At 70.0% G+C, this 19,436-nt stretch carries 20 protein-coding genes; 7 read left to right on the forward strand and 13 right to left on the reverse strand.

Translation table 11 applies throughout. The features are described from left to right. Nucleotides 1-14: 14 nt before the first annotated feature. Nucleotides 15-920 (reverse strand): LysR family transcriptional regulator, encoded by a 906-nt coding sequence (locus tag IE302_RS08635; RefSeq protein ID WP_191253607.1) that lies wholly within the window; start codon nucleotides 918-920, stop codon nucleotides 15-17. A gap of 71 nt (nucleotides 921-991) precedes the next feature. Here IE302_RS08635 and IE302_RS08640 point away from each other — a divergent pair, with 71 nt between their 5' ends. Continuing rightward, on the forward strand, nucleotides 992-1,981 hold the full coding sequence (locus IE302_RS08640; RefSeq protein WP_191253609.1) for a YeiH family protein: 990 nt from the start codon (nucleotides 992-994) through the stop codon (nucleotides 1,979-1,981). Here the strand turns inward: IE302_RS08640 and IE302_RS08645 are convergent. Continuing rightward, complete coding sequence (locus tag IE302_RS08645) at nucleotides 1,959-3,143, reverse strand: MFS transporter (protein ID WP_191253610.1); 1,185 nt, start codon at nucleotides 3,141-3,143, stop codon at nucleotides 1,959-1,961. The two genes, IE302_RS08640 and IE302_RS08645, sit on opposite strands and share 23 nt — an antisense overlap. 56 nt (nucleotides 3,144-3,199) lie before the next feature. Beyond that, nucleotides 3,200-4,096 carry a DMT family transporter gene (locus IE302_RS08650; protein ID WP_191253611.1) on the reverse strand — a complete coding sequence of 299 codons (897 nt, stop codon included), beginning with the start codon at nucleotides 4,094-4,096 and terminating at the stop codon, nucleotides 3,200-3,202. Between IE302_RS08650 and IE302_RS08655 the strand changes: the two genes are divergently transcribed. Both IE302_RS08655 and IE302_RS08660 read left to right on the forward strand, forming a co-directional pair. Beyond that, a complete protein-coding gene (locus tag IE302_RS08655; RefSeq protein ID WP_191253612.1) occupies nucleotides 4,095-5,519 on the forward strand; it encodes an aminotransferase-like domain-containing protein in 1,425 nt (474 codons plus the stop codon). The genes IE302_RS08650 and IE302_RS08655 overlap by 2 nt on opposite strands. A gap of 50 nt (nucleotides 5,520-5,569) precedes the next feature. Continuing rightward, on the forward strand, nucleotides 5,570-6,268 hold the full coding sequence (locus IE302_RS08660; RefSeq protein ID WP_191253613.1) for a Crp/Fnr family transcriptional regulator: 699 nt from the start codon (nucleotides 5,570-5,572) through the stop codon (nucleotides 6,266-6,268). Here IE302_RS08660 and IE302_RS08665 read toward each other — a convergent pair. Together IE302_RS08665 and IE302_RS08670 are read right to left on the reverse strand one after the other, a co-directional pair. Continuing rightward, on the reverse strand, nucleotides 6,240-6,800 hold the full coding sequence (locus IE302_RS08665) for a hypothetical protein (RefSeq protein WP_191253614.1): 561 nt from the start codon (nucleotides 6,798-6,800) through the stop codon (nucleotides 6,240-6,242). The two genes, IE302_RS08660 and IE302_RS08665, sit on opposite strands and share 29 nt — an antisense overlap. A 12-nt stretch (nucleotides 6,801-6,812) precedes the next feature. Next, on the reverse strand, nucleotides 6,813-7,421 hold the full coding sequence (locus IE302_RS08670) for a hypothetical protein (RefSeq protein ID WP_191253615.1): 609 nt from the start codon (nucleotides 7,419-7,421) through the stop codon (nucleotides 6,813-6,815). A 178-nt stretch (nucleotides 7,422-7,599) separates the two neighbouring features. Between IE302_RS08670 and IE302_RS08675 the strand changes: the two genes are divergently transcribed. Beyond that, entirely contained in the window at nucleotides 7,600-9,105 is a 1,506-nt protein-coding gene (locus IE302_RS08675; protein ID WP_191253616.1) for a sialidase family protein, read from the forward strand. 98 nt (nucleotides 9,106-9,203) lie between these two features. On the opposite strand, the gene IE302_RS08680 is transcribed toward IE302_RS08675, so the two are convergent. The 4 genes from IE302_RS08680 to IE302_RS08695 form a co-directional block, all read right to left on the reverse strand. Then, a complete protein-coding gene (locus IE302_RS08680) occupies nucleotides 9,204-9,671 on the reverse strand; it encodes a UCP014422 family protein (protein ID WP_191253617.1) in 468 nt (155 codons plus the stop codon). Continuing rightward, entirely contained in the window at nucleotides 9,672-9,941 is a 270-nt protein-coding gene (locus IE302_RS08685; protein WP_191253619.1) for a DUF1905 domain-containing protein, read from the reverse strand. It abuts the gene before it with no gap. 39 nt (nucleotides 9,942-9,980) lie between these two features. Continuing rightward, nucleotides 9,981-10,487 carry a flavodoxin domain-containing protein gene (locus IE302_RS08690; RefSeq protein ID WP_191253621.1) on the reverse strand — a complete coding sequence of 169 codons (507 nt, stop codon included), beginning with the start codon at nucleotides 10,485-10,487 and terminating at the stop codon, nucleotides 9,981-9,983. An 88-nt stretch (nucleotides 10,488-10,575) separates the two neighbouring features. Then, nucleotides 10,576-11,784 carry a nitric oxide synthase oxygenase gene (locus tag IE302_RS08695; protein ID WP_191253623.1) on the reverse strand — a complete coding sequence of 403 codons (1,209 nt, stop codon included), beginning with the start codon at nucleotides 11,782-11,784 and terminating at the stop codon, nucleotides 10,576-10,578. Between the two features lie 374 nt (nucleotides 11,785-12,158). On the opposite strand from IE302_RS08695, the gene IE302_RS08700 reads away from it, so the two are divergent. Together IE302_RS08700 and IE302_RS08705 are read left to right on the forward strand one after the other, a co-directional pair. Beyond that, complete coding sequence (locus IE302_RS08700) at nucleotides 12,159-13,175, forward strand: CobW family GTP-binding protein (protein ID WP_191253625.1); 1,017 nt, start codon at nucleotides 12,159-12,161, stop codon at nucleotides 13,173-13,175. A gap of 126 nt (nucleotides 13,176-13,301) precedes the next feature. Then, nucleotides 13,302-13,568 carry a hypothetical protein gene (locus IE302_RS08705; RefSeq protein WP_005152762.1) on the forward strand — a complete coding sequence of 89 codons (267 nt, stop codon included), beginning with the start codon at nucleotides 13,302-13,304 and terminating at the stop codon, nucleotides 13,566-13,568. Between the two features lie 53 nt (nucleotides 13,569-13,621). On the opposite strand, the gene ligD is transcribed toward IE302_RS08705, so the two are convergent. From ligD to IE302_RS08720, 3 genes are read right to left on the reverse strand one after another with little or no spacing between them, the layout of a single operon-like run. Next, nucleotides 13,622-14,623, reverse strand: coding sequence for a non-homologous end-joining DNA ligase (ligD, locus tag IE302_RS08710; protein WP_191253627.1), 1,002 nt, complete (start codon nucleotides 14,621-14,623; stop codon nucleotides 13,622-13,624). Next, entirely contained in the window at nucleotides 14,620-15,699 is a 1,080-nt protein-coding gene (locus IE302_RS08715) for an ATP-dependent DNA ligase (protein ID WP_191253629.1), read from the reverse strand. Before IE302_RS08715 ends, ligD begins: the two co-directional genes overlap by 4 nt. 39 nt (nucleotides 15,700-15,738) lie before the next feature. Further along, nucleotides 15,739-16,881, reverse strand: coding sequence for a DUF1015 family protein (locus IE302_RS08720; RefSeq protein WP_191253631.1), 1,143 nt, complete (start codon nucleotides 16,879-16,881; stop codon nucleotides 15,739-15,741). Nucleotides 16,882-17,001: 120 nt separating this feature from the next. Here IE302_RS08720 and IE302_RS08725 point away from each other — a divergent pair, with 120 nt between their 5' ends. Next, complete coding sequence (locus tag IE302_RS08725; RefSeq protein WP_191253633.1) at nucleotides 17,002-18,522, forward strand: MDR family MFS transporter; 1,521 nt, start codon at nucleotides 17,002-17,004, stop codon at nucleotides 18,520-18,522. Here the strand turns inward: IE302_RS08725 and IE302_RS08730 are convergent. Further along, on the reverse strand, nucleotides 18,519-19,409 hold the full coding sequence (locus IE302_RS08730) for a TIGR03854 family LLM class F420-dependent oxidoreductase (protein ID WP_229907678.1): 891 nt from the start codon (nucleotides 19,407-19,409) through the stop codon (nucleotides 18,519-18,521). The genes IE302_RS08725 and IE302_RS08730 overlap by 4 nt on opposite strands. Between the last annotated feature and the right edge of the window lie 27 nt (nucleotides 19,410-19,436).

Genomic DNA, 19,436 nt, shown 5'->3' on the forward strand with positions numbered 1-19,436 from the left:
AAACATGAACGGAATCACCGGGATTTCGCATTCCGGACCGCGATCGCCAGCAGCGCCGCGGCCGGCCCGGCGAGCCGCCGCCCGGCGGGCCATACCGCCCGCAGTTCCCGGCCTAAGTCGACACCCTCGACCGCGACCGGGATGAGCCTGCTCTCGGCGACGTCCCGGACGATGGCGAGTTCACTGATCACCGCCGGGCCGGCGCCCGCGATCACGGCGTTGCAGACCGCGGAGGCGGAACCCAGTTCCAGCAACGGTTTCGCCGGTCCGACCCCGGCCTTGCGCAACGCGGCGTCCACGGTCTCCCTCGTCCCGGAACCCGGTTCGCGGACCACGAGCGGCGTGATCGCCAGCTCGGCCGCGGACACGGGCCGGCGCTTGCGCGCCCACGGATGGCTTCCGGGCACGACGAGGACCAGCCGGTCGGTGGCCACCCGCCGCGTCGAAAGGCCGGGCAGCGAGCCGGGCGACTCGACGAACCCGAGATCGACCTTGCCCTCTCGGGCCAGTTCGGCCGCCTGATCGGAATTGGTGACCTCCAGGCCGAGGTACAGCCCGGGGTCGCCGCGTTTGAGCTCGCCGATCCAGCCGGGCACCAGATACTCGGCCAGCGTCATGCTCGCGGCGACCCGCAGCTGCGCCTCGTGCTGCGTGCGCAGCGCCTCGGCGCCGTCGAGCAGACCGTCGAGTTCGGACAGCACGCGATTCGCCCAGCCCGCGATGACCCGCCCGTCGGGGGTGAGCGCGGACCCCCGCCGCGTGCGGTCGACCAGCACGAGCCCGAGCCGTCGCTCGACTGTGGACAGTCGTTTGCTCGCCGACGGCTGCGCGATCCCGAGACTGGCCGCGGCCTGCCCGATGCTGCCGAGCTCGTCCACGAGCACCAGCAGGCGCAGGGAGTCCAGGTCGGGTGCGGTCATAGCCCAAGTGTATGACCTACCCCCGGTATTCCCGGCTACCGAGGCACCTCCGTCCGGGCGAGGCTCGAACCATGAGCACCACGCACGCGAGACCGACGAAGCCGTACCTGACCGCCCTGGCCGTCACCGGCGTCGGCGTGGCCGCCGCGTACCTGGTCGGCACCGCTTTCCCGGTCGTCAGCGCGCTCACCATCGCCGTCGTGCTCGGCATCCTCACCGGCTCGCTGCCCGTGTTGTCGGACGAGACCCGGAAAGCGATCTCCGGGGTCACCAAGAAGCTGCTGCGTGCCGGCGTCGTGCTGCTGGGCCTGCAGCTCTCGCTCCCGTCCGTCCTGGCGCTGGGACCCGGGACCCTGCTCGCCGTCGTGCTCACGGTCGGGGTCACGTTCCTCGGCACGATCGGGATCGGCAGGCTCCTCGGTGTGCCGCGTGGCCTGGCGATGCTGGTCGCGACCGGGTTCTCGATCTGCGGGGCGTCCGCCATCGCCGCCATGGAAGGCGTCGTCGAACGCGAGGACTCCGACGTCGCGACCGCGGTCGCGCTGGTCACCTTCTACGGCGGGCTCGCCATCGCGGCCGTCCCGCTGATCGGCGGCTGGCTACACCTGGACGCGGCCCGGATCGGCGAATGGGCCGGGCTCTCCGTGCATGAGGTCGCGCAGGTCGTCGCCGCGGCCACGCCCGCGGGTAGTGCCGCCATCGCGGTCGCCATCGTGATCAAGCTCAGCCGGGTGGTCCTGCTGGCCCCGATGGTCGCCGCGGTCGGTGTGGCCGAACGCCACCGTCCCGTCGACGGCAAGCGGCCGCCGCTGGTCCCACTGTTCGTCCTCGGTTTCCTGGCGATGGCCGCCGTGCGCAGCACCGGGATCGTGCCGGGGCTCGCGCTGGACGTCGCCAAGGTCACGTGCACGCTGCTGCTCGCCGGGGCGCTGTTCGGGCTGGGCTGCGCGGTCCGGATCGGCACCCTCGTCCGCACCGGCGGCCGCGCCCTGCTGCTCGGCCTGCTCTCCACCCTGCTGGTCGGCACCACCGCGCTGGTCACGCTGACCGTGCTCGGCTGAGCACGCCGACCGCGAGCAGCGCGAGCACCCCGCCGGTGACCATCACGGCGGGGACGGAGACCGCGTCGACGACGAACCCGCCGAGCAGCGCGCCCGCCGAAAGGGTCGCCTGGAACGACGAGGTGAACAGCACCGACGCCGCTTCCGGTGCCTGCGGCGCCGCCCGCGCGAACCACGTCCCCGAACAGACCGGGACGGCCCCGTAGGCGAAACCCCAGATCACCAGCAGCGCGAGCGTGACCGCTTTCGAGTCGCCGAGGAGCGGCAGCGCGCATGTCGCGACGCCGATCAGCCCGGCGGCGGTGAGGAAGGTCAGCCGGAGATCGCGGGCGATCGCCGCACCGGCGGCGAAGTTGCCCACGATCCCGGCGGTGCCGTAGACCAGCAGGAAGACGGTGATCAGCTCCGGGCTCACCTGCGTCACCTGGCGCAAGAGCGGCGTGACGTAGGTGTAGGTTCCGAAGTGGGCGAGCACCACCAGCACCGTGACGAGCAGGCCGAGCCGGGTCGCCCGCCCGCGGGTCATCGCGCGCAGGACACCGAGCCGGGTCGCGCCCGCCGATGCCGACGGAGCCAGCGGTGGCAACGCCCACGCCAGCGCCGCGATAACGCCGATCGTGAAGAGCGCCAGCGCGGCGAAGGCGGCCCGCCAGCCGAACAGCTCACCGACGAACGTCCCGGCGGGCACGCCCAGTACGGAACCGAGCGGCACGGCGGAGAAGATCACGGCGGTCGCGCGGCCCGCGTGCCCGGGTCCGACGAGCCGCGCGGCGAGCCCGGAACCGATCGCCCAGAACGCGCCGATCACCAGCCCGACCAGGACCCGCGACACCAGCACCGCCCAGTAGGCCTGCGCGGTCGCCGCGAGGACGTCGGCCAGTGCCAGCACCACCATCAGCGCGCACAGCAGGATCCGGCGGTCGAGCCGCCCGGCGGCGACGGTGACGGCCGGGGCGGCGAGCGCGGCGAGGAAACCGGGCAGGGTCATGGTCAGGCCCGCCGTCCCCGGCGTGATCCGGAAGTCCTCGCCGATCGGGGTCAGGAGGCCGATCGGCAGGATCTCCGTGGTGACGAGGGAGAAGATCCCCAGCGTCACCGCGAGGACGGCGAGCCATCCCTTCAGCGGGGTCCGGGCGGAGGTGTCGAGGGTCGAAGCGGTCATGTGCTTCAGCCCATCACCGCGCGGACACCGCGGTCTGGCGGATTCGCGACGTTGATCTACGTTCGCGATCTTTGGGTCACGACGATGCAGGCGACGACGATCAGCGCCGTCACGGGCGCCGCCGCCGGGAGGTGCTCGCCGAGCAGCAGGACCGCCCAGACCAGGGTCAGCAGCGGCTGCGCGAGCTGCAACTGGCTCGCCCGCGCGACACCGATCTCGGCCATTCCCCGGTACCAGGCGAAGAATCCGCCGAACTGCGAGATGAGCGCGACGTAGAGCAGGCCGGCGATCCCCTCGCCGGTGACGTGCAGCGGCTCGGTCACCAGCCCGAAGACGGCGAACCCGGCGGTGACCGGCAGGCCGATGACCAGCGCCCAGGCGATCACGTGCCAGCCCGCCATCTCCCTGGCCAGCCTGCCGCCCTCGGCGTACCCGAACGCGCACAGCACGAGCGCGCCGAACAGGAACAGATCCGCTGTGGACAGTCCGCCGCCGCTCTGGCCGACGGTGAACACGACCACCGCGCTCGCGCCGACCGCGGCGGCGAGCCAGAACCGGCGGGACGGCCGGTGCCCGGTGAGCCTCGACGAGATGACGGCGGTGGCCATCGGCAGCAGTCCGATCACCACCGCGGAATGCGCGGTCGACGACGTCTTCAGCGCGAGCGTGGTCAGGATCGGGAACGCGAGGACACAGCCGAGGGAGACCACCGCGAGGCCACGCCACTGATCGCGCCTCGGCAGCGGGACCCGGAAAGCGCGCAGGCAGGCGCCGGCGACCAGGGCGGCCAGCACGCTTCGCAGGCCGGTGGCCGTCCACGGGTCGAAGCCCTTTAGCGCCCACGCGGTGGCGGGAAACGTGAACGAGAAGGCTAGGACACCCAGCGCGGCCAGCAAGGTCCCGGAGCGGACCGCTACTGCTCGATCCGCGATAGCGCTATCATCCAGTCTCATGTCCGATGGTAGCAGCGTCGCCAGCCTGGTCAAACAGCTGCGTTCCGAGCTTGAGCGCTATCCGATCGAAGGAAAGCTCCCGTCGAGCCGGGAACTCGTCCGGCAGCTGAAGGTGAGCCCGGTGACGGTGTCGCGCGCCATCTCCGCGCTCGCCGCCGAAGGCCTGGTGATCACCCGCCCCGGTGCCGGCGTCTTCCGTGCCCCGCCGCCCCGCGAGGTGGCGGTGACCGGCGACGTGTCCTGGCAGGAGGTGGCGCTGAGCTCGCAGTCCGGCACTCGCGTGATCGACGCGACCGGCGTGCAGACCGCGTTGAGTGACCCGCCGTCGGGGGTCATCGATCTCAACGGCGGCTACACGCATCCGAGTCTCCAGCCGGAACGCGAACTCGCGGCGGCCTCGGCTCGCGCCGGACGCCGTCCCGGTGCGTGGACGCGGCCGCCGATCTGCGGCCTGCCCGAACTGCGGGCCTGGTTCGCCCGTGACATCGGCAGCCCGGTGAACGTCGAGAACGTGCTGGTCACCGCGGGTGGGCAGAGCGCGCTGACCACGGCCTTGCGCGCGCTCGGCGCCCCCGGCGCGCCGGTGCTGGTGGAATCCCCGACGTATCCGGGGCTGCTGGCCATCGCGAGGGCCTCGGGGCTGCGGCCGATACCGGTGCCGATCGACCGCGACGGCGTCCGGCCCGAACTGCTCGCGGACGCCTTCCGCGACACCGGCTCCCGGCTGTTCGTCTGCCAGCCCGCGTTCCAGAACCCGACCGGCGCGGTCCTGTGCGCCGAACGCCGGGCGGAGGTCCTGCGGATCGCGCGGGACGCGGGCGCTTTCGTCATCGAGGACGATTTCGCGCGGCTGATGGCGCATCCCGGCAACCCTGCTCCCCCGCCACCGCTCGTGGCCGACGACCCCGACGGCGTCGTGGTGCACATCCGGTCGCTCACGAAACCGGCGTCGCCGAGCCTGCGGATCAGCGCGCTGGCCGCCCGCGGCCCGGCACTGGAGCGGCTGCGCGGCCTCCACGCCGTCGAGAGCTTCTTCGTCCCGCGGCCCATGCAGGAAACCGCGCTCGAGCTGGTGAGTTCCCCGGCTTGGACCCGTCACCTGCGGACTCTCGCCGCTTCGTTGCGGGAGCGCCGCGACGTCGCGGTCTCCGCACTGCGGGAGTTCCTGCCCTCGTGGAGCGCCGTCCCGGTCCCGACCGGTGGCTATCACCTGTGGCAGCCGCTCCCCGGCTTCGCCGACGAGATGGCGCTGACCAGTGCCGCTTTCCGCGCGGGAGTAGCGGTCACGCCGGGCAGGCTGTACTTCGCGGCCGAGGCGCCGGGACCGTATCTGCGGCTGAGCTACGTCAGCGCCGCGACGGGCGCGCAGCTCCGGGACGGTGTCCGACGCCTTTCCCAGGCATATCAAGAGATCCCCGGTTAACGCCCGGCGCGCGATGCTCGTACCATCGCGCACGGAGGCGACGAAAAGGAATGACACGACCGGCGGCGGAGCCGCAGGATTCACCCGGCAGGCTCTGGGAGCTGCTCGACGACGGTCAGCGCAAGGCGCTGCGCGCCGAGGCCGAACTGCGCCGGTACCCGGCAGGCACGGTGATCATCCGCGAGGGTGACCGATCGGACTGGGTACTGATCCTGATGACCGGGCGGGTCAAGATCACATCGGTGTCCACCGGCGGCTACGACGCCGTGCTGGCCGTCCGCGATCCGGGCGACATCATCGGCGAGATGGCGTCGATGGACGGCAGCCTGCGCTCGGCCACGGCGATCGCCGTCGAACCGGTCAGCGGGTTGTGGCTGTCCGCGCGGGCGTTCAACTCCGTGCTCCGCGAGCAGCCCGGCATCTCCGTGGTGCTGCTCCGGATCATCACCTCGCGGCTGCGCTACGCGAACTCGCGCCGCACCGAATTCGGTGACAGCACGGCCGCCGAACGCATCGCCGCGATCCTCGTCGACCTCGCCGAGCGGTACGGCGTGCCCGTCCCCGACGGCACCCTCATCGCCCTGCGGATCAGCCAGCGCGACCTGGCGGGACTCGCGTCCGCGTCACGGGAGGCCGTCGCGCGGACCCTGCGGACCCTGCGCTCCGACGGGCTGCTCAGCACCGGGCGCCAGCGGCTGGTCGTCCGCAGCCTGCACGATCTCAAACAGCTCGCGCCCGACGAGTACTGAGCCGCCACGGCAGGCCGAAGTGCCGCTCCACGCGCGCTCCGGTGGCGGAGAACAGTTTCCGCACGCGCGGCTCGTTCTCCGGGTCGAAGCCGGGTGTGGTCTCGATCAGCGCCGCGAGTTCGCGGGTGAGCGTGGCCGCGGCCGCCCTCGGCACCAGCAGGACCCGCACCGGCGCGAGGCTGCGCACGGCGGGCGGTGGCGCGACGAGGTCGATCCGGGCGCGGACCAGTCCGGTCAGCCTCGCCAGCGAGAGGACGGCGCCCGTCACCGACCAGGCGACCAGTTCCGCCAGGAGGACCGGTGACAGGATCAGCGTCAACCAGGCCGCGTACGCGAGCACGAACGCCAGCACCAGCAGATCTTCGAAGCCCAGTCGTTCCTTCTCCGCGGGACGGCCGCGGTGCCGGGTGAACGCCACTTCCCGGTAGCGGTCGCTTTCGGTGGCGATGGCGAGCGGGCGGATCCGGCGCAGCCACGGCGCGAACCGGCGCACGACCAGCCACTCGCCGCCGTCTGCATCGGTCACCCGCATCGCGTTCCCCCGTCATCGGTGAGCGGATCTTGACACAGACCTCCGACGAAGCAGGGTCCGGTGCCGTTCCACCCGCGCGCCGAACCGGGTGAGCACCTCGCGCACGTCCGGGTCGCCCGGGTCGAACATCACGCGGTCGCGGAAGAGGCCGCGCAATTCGACGGCCAGCGGGTCGGCGAGTTCCCGGTGGACCTTGAGGATCGCCAGCGAGACAAGGCCGGTCCCGTCCTTGTTCCAGCCGGCGACGTCGACCCGCTCCGGGGCGTTCCGGAACCACCGGACGGCCCGCGCGACGGACCCCGCGATGCCCTGGCACAGCAGCTCCAGCAGCCGAAACGGCACCAGCACCAGCCCGAGGAGCAGATAGATCGGGAACTCGACGAGCGATTGCAGGGCGAACACCACACCGAGAATCCCGACAGCCACCTTCTCCGCGGGGCCACCCGAAGGGCGGTCCACAGGGTCGTTGGGCAGGTCCTTGAGATACAGCGTCCAGTCCGCGGTGATCTTGTAGTGCCGATAGCCGCCTCTGAGCAGCGCGAACGGCTGGACCCACCGGCGCCACGGCGCGAACCGGCGAATGATCTCCCACTTACGCCCCTCGGGATCGATCACCTTCATCGGGCCCTCCCCCTCTCCCCTTCGCGCCGTGGCCGGCTGAAGAAACTTTGTCAGGGAACGGCCTCGCGTTCTGCGTCACCTGACACAGAACGCGAAACCGGGTTGTACGCGCCTTGTACGACCTGAATGGACTCTGATGTCCCGTCACCCGGAAACCCATCCAGGACGGAGCATTCCCTTGAAGATCTCTCGCGTCGCGAAGGGCCTGTTCGCGGCCCTCGTCGCCATCGCGGCGGTCGGCGCCTCCCCGGTCACCTCACTCGCCGCGCCTGCCGCGACCGCCGCCGTCGGGAACACGGTGGTGTACAAAGAGAAAACAGAAGGTTACGACTGCTTCAGAATCCCCGCCATCGTCAAGGCGAACAACGGCGAACTGCTCGCGTTCGCCGAAGGCCGCCGAGGCGGCGCCAGCTTCTGCAACGACCGCGGCGACATCGATCTCGTCGTGAAACGCTCGGCGGACAACGGCAAGACCTGGAGCGCCCCGAAGATCGTCATCGAAGGTTTCGGGGACACCAAAGGAAACCCGACCCCGATCGTGGTCCCGCCGACCGGGCGGATCGTGCTGCTCTCGGTGATGGAATGCGTCAAGAACCCTGACTGCAACCGGATTCCGCGCGTTTCGATCAGCGACGACCATGGCAAGACCTGGACCGCGCCCAAGGTACTCACCACGCAGCTCGGCTTCGACGCCGCACCGGGCTGGCTCGCGACCGGCCCGTCGCACGGCATCGTGCTGACACGCGGCGCGCACGCCGGCCGCATCGTCGCCGGGATGAGCTACACCGACGACGGCGAAAACAGCGGTGCGCTCATCTACAGCGACGACCAGGGCGTCACGTGGAAGCGCGGCGCCACCGACAGCAGGGCGACGTCGGCCACGCTGAACCCGCAGGAGATCAGCGTCACCGAACTGCTCGACGGCCGGGTTTACGTGGCGGCGCGCAACCAGGCCAACAACGGCAACAAATGCCTCAGCGGCGGCGCGAAGAACCGCGCCTTCGCCATCAGTTCCGACGGCGGGGCGAGCTTCTCCACCAAGTTCACCTTCGAGGAGGATCTGATCACCCCGGTCGTGCAGGCCTCGACCGCGCGGATGACCGCGACCGACAAGGCGGGCAAGTACAACCGGATCCTGTTCGCCGCGCCGTCGGTCTGCGACCGTCGCAAGGAACTCGTCGTGCGGTCTTCGTTCGACGAAGGCGCGAACTGGCAGGGAAACTCCGCCGGAACGCTGGTGTGGAGCGGTGACGCCGCGTACTCCGACATGGTCCAGCTGTCCTCGGGCTCGGTCGGCGTGCTGTACGAAGCGGGCCCGGCGGGGAACGCCAACGAGACCATCCGCTTCTCGACCGTCACCGAGACGACCCTCGGCGCCCCGGTGTGCGGCGGCGGTTACGGCGTGATCGACTCGGCTCCGCTCGGGACCGCGGGCACGGTTTACCTGTCCTACAACGCTTCCAACGGACAGAACTGTGTCAGCACGATGAAGAGCACGTCGGCGGGCACCGCGACCGCGACGTCGGCCTACCTCGAAGTCGCGGGGTCTTCCCGGATCACCGACTCCGGGTCGTTCTCGTGGTTCGCCGGGCCGGTGAAGGCAGCCGCGGCGGACAAATGCGTGAAGTGGGGCGGTTCCGCGGGCGGCGTCAAGTACGACAGCCCGTCCGAACACTGCGGCTGAGTACCCAGGCGCGTGCTATGAACGGTCCGTTCCTTGCGAAATTTGCAAGGAACGGACCGTTCATAGCAGCCGGTGAGAGAAGACTCAGGCGCGATCGGTCACTTCGGCGGGCGCAGCCGCGGGGAAAGCTTCGTCAGCCCCAGCTTCTCCAGCTGTCCCGCGATCTCCGCGAGCCCGGCGTCGAACCGGTCCAGGTCCACGCCCCGGCCGGACAGGTCGTCTCGGACGTGCTTCTCGACCTTCGCCCAGTCGTTGCGGTACTGGGTCGCGAGCTCTTTCCACGGCACGCCCGCGAGTTCCCCGGCGAGACCGCTGTCGTAGGCGATCAAGCCGCATTCCATCAGGTACGCGATGCCGGGGTAGCCGAGATATCCCTGCCAGTAGGACCCGTTGTCGTTGGCCGTGATCGACCCCGCGGCCGGATCGTGGCGGACGTCGTAGGTCTTGACCCTGTCCGACGACGCGACACGCCCCGTGTCACCGTCGATCTCGACCCGCCCGTCGGCCACCGCGCCGAGCGCCTCGTAGATCTTGATGACCGGCGACGGCTTCCATTCCGCGGCCACTCAGCCCTCCAGCCTTTCGAGGAGGACGACGTCCACGGTGTCACCCTCTTCCTTGCCGATCGCCTTGCGCACGTCGGCCTTCACCGGAAGCTTGTGGGTTCCGTCGCCCAGCGCCATGAACGAACTCCGGAACGGATGTCCGTCGATGGTCCCGCGCACCTTCACCAGCCCTTTGGTACCGAAGAACTCGGCGGAGCCGGGCATGACCACGTACGTCCAGCCGCCCTTCTCCGGACTCTTGAGTAGCGTCGAGGTGAACTTCTTGTCCATGACAGCACCCTACGACAGGGCACCGACGAAACCGATACGTCAAAGTGCGACGCGGATGCGGACGCGGCGGCCGACGTCACGCGCCCAGGCCCGGATCGACGGCCAGTCGCGGAAGTCGCCCGCCCAGGGGCCCATGGCCATGATCTTCCAGAGCAGGCCGCGCGCGGTGGCCGGGGTGAGCCTGCCGCCGAAGGTGGCCGTGCGTTCGGCGTCGATCCTCGCGGCCAGCAAAGCGACTCCAGCAGGCAGGCTGACGCGTTTGCCCGCGGCGAACGGCCCGCATGGCCCGCTGTGGAACAACCAGACCGGGCGGCTCCGCAGCGCCTCTTCGTGCTCGGTGAGCAGGCGCACCGCCTCCGGACGCCATCGCCGGTGGTGCAACGCGCTCCCGATGATCACCGCGCCGTAGGATTCGACGTCCTCGACCTCGGCCGCGTCCAGCAGATCGGCCGTCAGCCCGCCGTCGCGCAGTTCGGCGGCGATCACCTCGGCGATCTCCCTGGTCCCGCCGGACCGGCCGGCGTGGGCGACGAGCACTGCGGTCATGCCTCCATTGTCCGCGCGGCCGCAACCCACGCCGCCGTCCGGCCTACCGACACGCCGCATTCGGCTCACCTCTTCATCCGTCAGTGCCCTACCCAGGAGGCAGGAAAGCCGGTCTCGCGGCCGGATCGGGCTCGTCGTAGTAACGGTGGAACACCGCGGTCTGCCCACCGGACAACGGCGGGACGATCCAGCTCCACTCCGCCTGGCAACGGCGGCCCGCCCGCTCTTCCTTGGCGATGTGCGTGAGGAATCGCCGCGATTCGGTGTGGTGATCGGCGACGGTCACGCCCGCCGCGTCGAAGGAGTGCTGGACGGCGAGGGTCAGTTCGACCAGCGTGCGGTCGCGCCACAGGGTGCGCTCGGACTTCGTCGAGAGCCCCATCAGGTCCGCGATCACCGGCAGCAGGTCGTACCGGTCGGTGTCGGCCAGGTTGCGCGCGCCGACCTCGGTGGCGAGGTACCACCCGTTGAACGGCGCCGCGGGATAGGTGATCCCGCCGATGACCAGCCGCATGTTGCTGATCGCGGGCACGGCGTGCCAGCGCAGCCCGAGCCCGGCGAACCAGCGGTGGTCGGGATGCGACAGCGGGACCTCCAGCACGGCGTCCGACGGCAGCCGGAACAGCTGCCGGTCCCCCGGTTCGGACTCGATGAGCAGCGGGAGGACGTCGAAGGAGCCTTTGCGTTCTGGCGGGCGCCAGCCGTGCTCCTGGACGGTCTCGGTGAAGTCCGCGTGGCGCGGATCGCCCAGTACCGAACCGTCGCTGAGCCGGTAGCCGGCGTACCGGATGAGCTGGTCGTTGTGGATCTTCGGGCCGGGCCCCGCCGGGCCGTCGGGCGCGAACACGGTGATGGTCGACCGGATCCGGCCGCCCCGGGTCGCCTCGCGCAGATGGGTGACGCACTCGTCGGCGATGGCGTCCGCGCCTTCGACGTCACGGCGATCCCGCACCTTCAACCCCTGCCAATACAGTCTGCCTATGCACCGCGCGGAGTTCCGCCAGGCCACCCGCGCGCCGAACTCGACCTCGTCCGCGGTGTGCCGGTAGGTGCCGGTCTCGTGGATCTCGGCACGAACCCGGTCGAGCCGCTCGCGCAGCCGCGCGGCCCCGCCGTCCGCTTCGGCATGGAAGAGGCGAAGGAAATCCTCCGCCTCGGCCACGTCCACGCTCAGTCCCCGCGGACTCACCTCCGGAGGCAAGCGAGGGATATCCGTCACTCTCATGGAGGCGCTCGATACCTCTGCCTCCCACTCTCCGAATTCGACGCCGGCACCAGCGGCGGGAACGACCACCATTCCTCCTGCACTCGGAAATGCCCGGAGGATCATGCCTGATCGGCGAGACAGCCGGGTCCGGACCAGACGAAAGAGGATACCCCACAGAAAGACGAGCACTATCCACCAAACGGCAGAAGCAGCCTCGATGCTGACATTTTCGCAGGCAGAACGCTTGCCGACGACAATATTTGGAATTGCGTGCCACTTCGCGGGATATTCACGTGACCACCCCGGCAAAATGATCACGCTTAACCAAGATCACTTCTATGATCGTCATTCATCACTCTTTCGAGCGCATTCACCCGACTCCCCTTCTCCTCTTTACCCATACCGGTGTATTAGCCCGCGGGCGCCATCGCTAGAGTGCGAGCATCCCGACGGAAAGGAAAATCGTGGTCGACAGGCGGATTCCGGTCATCCTGGTCGCGGGCTTCCTCGGTTCCGGCAAGACCACCCTGCTCAACCACCTGCTGGCCAACCGCCAGGGTGCGCGGATCGGTGTCGTGGTCAACGACTTCGGGAGCATCGCGGTCGACGCGATGGCCGTCTCGGGCCAGGTCGACACCATGATGTCGTTCGGTAACGGCTGCCTGTGCTGCGCCGTCGACGCGAGCGGCCTCGACGCCATGCTCGCCAAGCTTTCCGAGGCCGAGGCCGGCATCGACGTCATCGTGATCGAAGCCAGCGGGCTCGCCGAACCACGTGACCTCATCCGCCTGATGATCGCCAGCGAGAACCCCGCCATCGCCTACGGCGGCCTCGTCGAACTCGTCGACGCTGCCGAGTTCGAGACGACCAGGAAGCGGCATCCGGAACTCGACGAGCACCTCGGGTTCGCCGACCTGGTCGTGCTGAACAAGACCGACCGGGCCGACGACGACGCCCTGGCCAAGCTGCGCGGCACGATCGACGAGATCGCGCCCGGCACGCCGGTGATCGCGACCTCCCACGGCCGGATCGACCCCACCCTGTTCTTCGACGCCCGGCCGCGCGAACGGGCCGGGCAGATGTCGTTCGACGACCTCCGAGAGGAGGAACACGACCACGAGCACCACTTCCACACCGCGTACGACAGCGTCGCCTTCACCGCCGAGCGCCCGCTGGACCCGCGACGGCTGATGGACTTCCTGGAACAGCGCCCCGGCGGGCTCTACCGGATCAAGGGCTTCCTCGACTTCGGCCCGAACGGCCCGCGATCCCGGTTCGGCCTGCACACGGTGGGCTCGTTCATCCAGCTGGAGCGCTCGGCGTGGCCGTCCGGACAGGAGCGCCGGAGCGAACTGGTGCTCATCGGCTCGGGGATCGACACCGAGGCCGTCACCGCCCGCCTCGAAGAGTGCGTCGCGGACGATCCCGAGGTCGTCGACGAGCGGGGAATGCTGCGCGTCCTGCGCTTCATTCAGGATTGAATCAAGACTGAATCAGGACTGACACGCCGAACGGCGGCGAAATACCGGATATCGCGGTGTGTCTGCTTGACACTGTTTCGCGGAAGGAATCTCGAGCTGGACCACCTGTATCGGGAGGACAGTTCCATGACGAACACCGCCGGACGCTGGTATCTGGTCGGCGCGCTGCCCGAGGACTCCCCCGCCGCGCACCTGATGACCCGCTCCGAAGATCTCCGCTATCGGCGTTCGGCCTGCGGGGACAAGGAATCGCGGATGTGGACGCCGGTGGATCTCACGACCAGCGACGTCGCCCCGTGCCCGCGCTGCGCCGCGACCCTGCCGGGCCACCGCTCCACGCGCAAGGCCGAGCCCGCCGTGAACACTCAACTCGCCTTCGACCTGCCGCTCTGACCGCGTTTCGTCCTCTGAATGCGGTAATTGCGGCCTCGCGGAGGGCGTGCGCCTTACTCTTTCTTGGCTCTACTCGGCGCCACCCGGGGCGGCTCGTTCGGCATCTTCGGGTAGACGGGTGGCCAAGGGGCGTCCATGAGCCCGTTCTCCATGTCCTTCCGGGACATTTCCAGCAGCGGCTCGATCGACTGCGGTTTCGTTCCCTCCCAAGGGTCACCGCGTTCGGCGAAGCGAGCGGGCACAGTGGACAGCGTCAGCTTGTCCGGCTCGACGGTCTCCAGTTCGTCCCAGCCGATCGGCGTCGACACCTGCCCGCCGACGCGCGGCCGCACGCACCACGCGCCGAACACCGTCTTGTGCGGCGCGTTCTGGTTGAAGTCGACGAACACCCGGGATCCGCGTTCTTCCTTCCACCACTGCGCCGTCATCTCCTCCGGGTGACGCCGCTCGAGTTCGCGGGCGAGCGCGACGGCGGCCGCGCGGACCTCGTAGGCGTCCCATTTCGGTTCCAGCGGCACATAGAGATGCAGGCCGCGCGAACCCGAAGTCTTGATCTGCGCGGTGATGCCCAGTTCTTCCAGCAGCGCCTTCGTCAGGACGGCACCGCGCCGCAATTCGGGGAACCCGATCCCCGGCGACGGGTCGAGATCGACGCGCAACTGGTCGCTGATGTCCGGCGCGTCGGCCCGGTTCGGCCAGACGTGGAACCCGAGGCAGCCCTGGTTCACCGCCCAGACGACGTGCGCGAGGTCTTTCGCCACGAGCGCGTCCGAAGTGGTCCCGTTCGGAGTGGACACCACCGTCGTGGTCAGCCAGTCGGGCGCGTTCTTCGGGACCCGTTTCTGGAACCACGACTTCCCGCCCGCGCCGTCGGGATAGCGTTCCAGCAGCAGTGGCCTGCCGCCGAGTTGCGCCAGCAGCGGCTTCGCGACCGCCCGGTAGTACTCGACCAGGTCCAGTTTGGTCTCACCGTTCTCCGGGAAGTAGACCTTGCCCGGATTGGACACCGTGAACTCGACGCCGTCGAGGTCCAGCGTGACCGGTTCCGACTTCATGCTTCCCCCAGCTCGGTGAACAGCGTGGCCAGTTCGGCGGGCGGGACCTCTTCGAGTTGCGCGTAGGTGCACGAGGCCGGTTCGCGGTCGGGACGGAAGCGCACGAGCCTCCCGCCGTGGCGGAATCGCGTGCCTTCGACGTGCTCGTAGCGGACCTCGGCGACCCATTCGATGCGGACCGGCTCCCAGCTCAGGTCCTTCTGCGGCGCCCAGCGGCTACCCGCTCCGGGCATCCGGCCGCCCGCCTCTTCATGAGCCTCGACCCACTCGCGCCAGGGATGGTTCTCCAGCGCGTTCTCCCGCAGCGGCGCGAGTTCGTCCACCAGCTCACGCCGCCTCGCGGCGGTGAAACTGCTGGCCACGCCCACATGGTGCAGGACGCCTTCGTCGTTGTAGAGCCCGAGTAGCAGCGAACCGACGCCCACGCCGTCCTTGTGCCACCGGAACCCGGCGACGACGCAGTCCGCGGTCCGCTGGTGCTTGACCTTCCACATCACCCGCTTGTCCTGCTCGTACGGCGCGTCGGCGGGTTTGGCCATCACGCCGTCGAAGCCCGCGCCCTCGAACCGGGTGAACCAGTCCTGGGCGACGTCGGGATCCTCGGACAGCGGGGTGAGGTGCACCCGGGCGAACTTCGTGTCGACGATGCTTTCGAGCAGCTTCCGCCGCTCCCCGAACGGTTCCGGCGTCAGATCCCGGTCGTCGAGGGCCAGCAGGTCGAACACCACGAAACTGGTCGGCGTCTCGGCGGCCAGTTTGTTCACCCGGGAAGCCGCCGGATGCAGGCGCAGCTGAAGCGCCTCGAAATCGAGCCCACCCTCGGTGACCAGCACGATCTCGCCGTCGATGACGCAACGCTCGGGCAGCGCTTCCTTGAGCAGCTCGACCAGTTCGGGGAAGTACCTCGTCAGTGGCCTGTCGTTACGCGAGCCCAGGACGACCTCGTCACCGTCGCGGAAGACCACGCAGCGGAAGCCGTCCCACTTCGGCTCGTACAGCAGCCCCGGCGTGCGCGGCAGTTCGTGCACGGCCTTGGCCAGCATCGGCTTCACGGGCGGCATCACGGGCAGTTCCACGAGGTGATCCTAAGCCGGACCCCCGACAAAAGCGCGGTGCTAGAGCTCGGCCAAGAGAAGCCCGCTGCGGGGTTTCGGCGTGAAATAGGTGGCCTTCCTGGGCATCCGCAGACCGGCCGCGTGCACGGCGAGAACTTCCGCGTACGGGACCGGGGCCAGCAACAACACCGCGTCCGCGTCTTCGGGCACCGGGCCGCCCGGGAGCAGGGGACGCACGCCCGGCCCTTCCGGATCGACGCCGAGCGCCCCGCGCAGGAGCTCCTGTTCGACCATCGCGTGATCGCCGCCCGCCTTGCCGAGCACGACCCGGAAGGCCGACGCCCCCGCCAGCACGGTCACCTCGCCCGCTTCGACCGGCGGCGTCGGCGGGCCGGGGTGGACCTCGAATCCCGCCTCCGTCCAGCGCCGGACCAGCGTGGCCGCGTCGAGCCCGGTGCCGGCGAGCACCCGGTGGATGGGCCCGATCCGCAGTCCCGGTCCCCCGGTGACCAGTGCCAGCAACGCTCCCCGCCCCGACGCGGCGGCGGCCGCGACGCGGTGATTCCCGTCCGCGACCAGGAGATCCAGCTCGTCCAGGGTCGTCAGCAGTTCGTCCTGATCGTCTCCGGGACCGGCGAGCCACAGCTCGTGTTTGCGACCCGCTCCGTCCACTGTGGACAAAGTGGGCACCTGCCCCCGGCACATCCGTTCGATCAGCGCGGTCAGCGCGCGGCCGCCGGTCGCGGGGACCAGCATGGCGGCGCTCGTGGCGACGCCGAGTCCGGCGAGCATCGCGGCGCGCTCCGCGACGACGTCCGGATAGACGTCCTCGGTGTGCCGGACCCGGGTCGCGCCGTCGGCCCGGACCGCCGCGGGGTCGACCAGGCACAGCACGCCCAGCGCGACACCGTCCGGCCCGTCGATGCGATACGGCGCGACGACGGAGGCGACCGGGCGATAGTGCCGCTCCCGGATACGCTCGAAAGCCGCCCTGGCCTGCGGAAGCGCCGCCTCGATCGAGAGGCCGCCCGCCAGCGCGGCCGGGGTCCTGGCCGGATGCTGGACGGCCAGCAGGCTGTCCCCGTGCGCTCCGGCGAGGGCGGCGGCGACGCGATCCGGGTCGGCGAATTCGTCGACGTCGGGACCCGGGACGGTGTCGCGGACGACCCAGCCCCGGTCGATCGGACGGATCCAGGTGCTCATCTGATCTATTTTGCGGGATTCCTCACGGAAAAAATCGGTCCCATGACCGGGTGTCTCCATGGAATGCTTACCCATGCGAAGTAGTTGACGCCCTTCATGAGCCCGAGGAGAGCCCCGCAGATGACCACCCCGGCCCCGGTCACCGCGAAGGAAGGGGTCGGTTTCCGTTCCGAGCGCGGCCCCGTCCTGATCGCCGTGATGCTGTGTTCCGGCCTGATCGCCCTCGACTCGACCATCATCGCGACGGCGGTGCCCTCGGTGGTCGCCGATCTGGGCGGCTTCTCGCAGTTCCCCTGGCTGTTCTCGATCTATCTGCTGACCCAGGCGGTCACCGTCCCGCTGTACGGCAAGTTCGCCGACGTACTCGGCAGGCGGCCGGTGATGTTCTTCGGGATCGCGGCGTTCCTGCTGGGCTCGGTGCTGTGCGGCGCGGCCTGGAGCATGCCGGTGCTGATCGCCGCCCGCGCGGTGCAGGGCATCGGCGCGGGCGCCATCCAGCCGATCGCGCTGACCATGGTCGGCGACATGTACACCGTCGAGGAACGCGCCAGGGTGCAGGGCTATCTCGCCAGCGTCTGGGCCATTTCGTCGGTGGTCGGGCCGACGCTGGGCGGCGTGTTCGCCGAGTACCTCGACTGGCGCTGGATCTTCTTCATCAACCTGCCGCTCGGCGCGCTGGCGGCGTGGATGCTGTTCCGGAACTTCCGCGAGCGCGTCGAACGCCGCTCGCACCGCATCGACTACCTCGGCGCCACGCTGCTCACCCTCGGCTGCTCGCTGCTGATCCTCGGCCTGCTGGAAGGCGGGGTCGCCTGGGGCTGGGCGTCCGCCCCGAGCCTGGCGATCTTCGTCGGCGCGGTGGTCCTGCTGACGGCGTTCGTGTTCGTGGAACGCCGGGCCGAGGAACCGGTGCTGCCGCTGTGGATCTTCACCAAACGGACGCTGATCGGCGGGAATCTGGTCGCCGTCGTCGTCGGCATGCTGCTGATGGGGCTCACCTCGTACCTGCCGACCTTCTCCCAGGGCGTGCTCGGCACCGGCGCGCTCGTCGCCGGGTTCGCGCTGGCGGCGCTGACCGTCGGCTGGCCGATCTCGGCGTCGCTGGCGGGCCGGATCTACATGCGGATCGGGTTCCGGGACACCGCGCTGATCGGCAGCGGGGCCGTCATCGCGGGCGCGGGGCTGACCGTGTTCCTGGCGGCGGGGTCGTCGATCTGGCTGGCGGCCGCGGCGGCGTTCGTCCTCGGGCTGGGGCTGGGCCTGACGTCGAGCCCGACGCTGATCGCCGTGCAGTCCACCATCGGCTGGGAACGCCGCGGCGTCGTCACCGCGACCAACATGTTCAGCCGTTCGCTGGGCAGCGCGGTCGGCGTCGCGATGTTCGGCGCGATCGCGAACGCGACCCTGGCGAGCCGCTTCGCCAACCCGCCCGCCGGGGTCACCGGTCTGCCGTCCGGCGTCGACGCGACCAGCGTCGTCCTGGAGGGCCACGGCCCGGACACCCCGACGACGTCGTTCGTGCGTGACGCCCTCGCGGGCGCCACGCACCACGTCTTCCTGGCGATGCTGGTGGTCGCCGTGCTCAGCGTCGGCGCGCTGCTGCTGATGCCGCGGCGGACCGAAGAGCTGAAGTTCGACTAGTTCTGCAGCGGAACGGCGTGCTCGGCGAAGTTCTCGACGAACCGCTCGATCGGCTCCGGTCCGGCCGGGTACAGCACGAACTTGCTCAGCCCGGCGTCGATGTACTCGGCGACCAGATCGCGGGCGGCCCGCCAGCTGCCCGCGATCAGCCGGGACGGATCCGCGTCGGACCGTGCCGCGACCGAAGCCGCGAGCTCGTCCGGGATCCCGTCCTCCGCGACGATCAGACTGATCCCGAAATGGTCGGCCTCGACCTCCCGATCCGCCTCGGCGGCGGCCTTCTGGATCGCCTCGCGGCCGGCCCGCGCCTCCTCCGGGGTGAGGAAACTCGCCAGCCAGCCGTCCGCGAGCCTGCCGACCCGCCGCAACGCGCCGGGTGCCTTCCCGCCGAGCCAGAGGTCGAGCCGTTTGACCGGGCGCAGGCCCAGTCCGGCGCCCTCGACGCGGAAGAACTCACCTTCGAAGGTCACCTCCTCCTGTTCCAGCAACGCCTTGATCAGCAGCAACGACTCGTCGAACACGGCGGCGCGGCGGCCTTGCGGCACCGGGAAAAGCGGTAGTTCCGCGTCGCGGGCGGGCTTCAGGCCGAAGACCGGGAGGACCCTCTTCGGCGCCAGCGCGGCGAGTGAGGCGAGTTGCTTGGCGACGAGCACCGGATCACGGCCGGGCAGCACCATCACACCGGTGCCGACCTTCAGTTTCGAGGCGCGGGCGAGAGCGTGCGTCAGCCCGACGACCGGGTCGATCCTGGGCGAGTACACCGCCTCGGGCAGCCAGAGCGAATCGACGCCCGCCTGCTCCAGCAGGTCGACCGCGGCACCGAATTCCTCGGGCGCCGTCCCGGTCCCCAGCCCCGCGCCGACCCTGATCTTCAGGTCTTCCGCCACACCCGCTCCCTTCCACGAGGCCCTGGA

The organism is Amycolatopsis oliviviridis, assembly GCF_014654365.1.
GTDB classification, from domain to species: domain Bacteria; phylum Actinomycetota; class Actinomycetes; order Mycobacteriales; family Pseudonocardiaceae; genus Amycolatopsis; species Amycolatopsis oliviviridis.

Bases quoted from the DNA above. Each gene is read 5' to 3' on its own strand.
- IE302_RS08665 (WP_191253614.1), bottom strand. From the start codon at position 6,800: ATGCGGGTGACCGATGCAGACGGCGGCGAGTGGCTGGTCGTGCGCCGG.
- IE302_RS08695 (WP_191253623.1), bottom strand. From the start codon at position 11,784: ATGGTGGTCGTTCCCGCCGCTGGTGCCGGCGTCGAATTCGGAGAGTGG.
- IE302_RS08685 (WP_191253619.1), bottom strand. From the start codon at position 9,941: ATGGACAAGAAGTTCACCTCGACGCTACTCAAGAGTCCGGAGAAGGGC.
- IE302_RS08690 (WP_191253621.1), bottom strand. From the start codon at position 10,487: ATGACCGCAGTGCTCGTCGCCCACGCCGGCCGGTCCGGCGGGACCAGG.
- IE302_RS08660 (WP_191253613.1), top strand. From the start codon at position 5,570: ATGACACGACCGGCGGCGGAGCCGCAGGATTCACCCGGCAGGCTCTGG.
- IE302_RS08725 (WP_191253633.1), top strand. From the start codon at position 17,002: ATGACCACCCCGGCCCCGGTCACCGCGAAGGAAGGGGTCGGTTTCCGT.
- ligD (WP_191253627.1), bottom strand. From the start codon at position 14,623: ATGAAGTCGGAACCGGTCACGCTGGACCTCGACGGCGTCGAGTTCACG.
- IE302_RS08655 (WP_191253612.1), top strand. From the start codon at position 4,095: ATGTCCGATGGTAGCAGCGTCGCCAGCCTGGTCAAACAGCTGCGTTCC.
- IE302_RS08670 (WP_191253615.1), bottom strand. From the start codon at position 7,421: ATGAAGGTGATCGATCCCGAGGGGCGTAAGTGGGAGATCATTCGCCGG.
- IE302_RS08645 (WP_191253610.1), bottom strand. From the start codon at position 3,143: ATGACCGCTTCGACCCTCGACACCTCCGCCCGGACCCCGCTGAAGGGA.
- IE302_RS08705 (WP_005152762.1), top strand. From the start codon at position 13,302: ATGACGAACACCGCCGGACGCTGGTATCTGGTCGGCGCGCTGCCCGAG.
- IE302_RS08650 (WP_191253611.1), bottom strand. From the start codon at position 4,096: ATGAGACTGGATGATAGCGCTATCGCGGATCGAGCAGTAGCGGTCCGC.
- IE302_RS08720 (WP_191253631.1), bottom strand. From the start codon at position 16,881: ATGAGCACCTGGATCCGTCCGATCGACCGGGGCTGGGTCGTCCGCGAC.
- IE302_RS08635 (WP_191253607.1), bottom strand. From the start codon at position 920: ATGACCGCACCCGACCTGGACTCCCTGCGCCTGCTGGTGCTCGTGGAC.
- IE302_RS08640 (WP_191253609.1), top strand. From the start codon at position 992: ATGAGCACCACGCACGCGAGACCGACGAAGCCGTACCTGACCGCCCTG.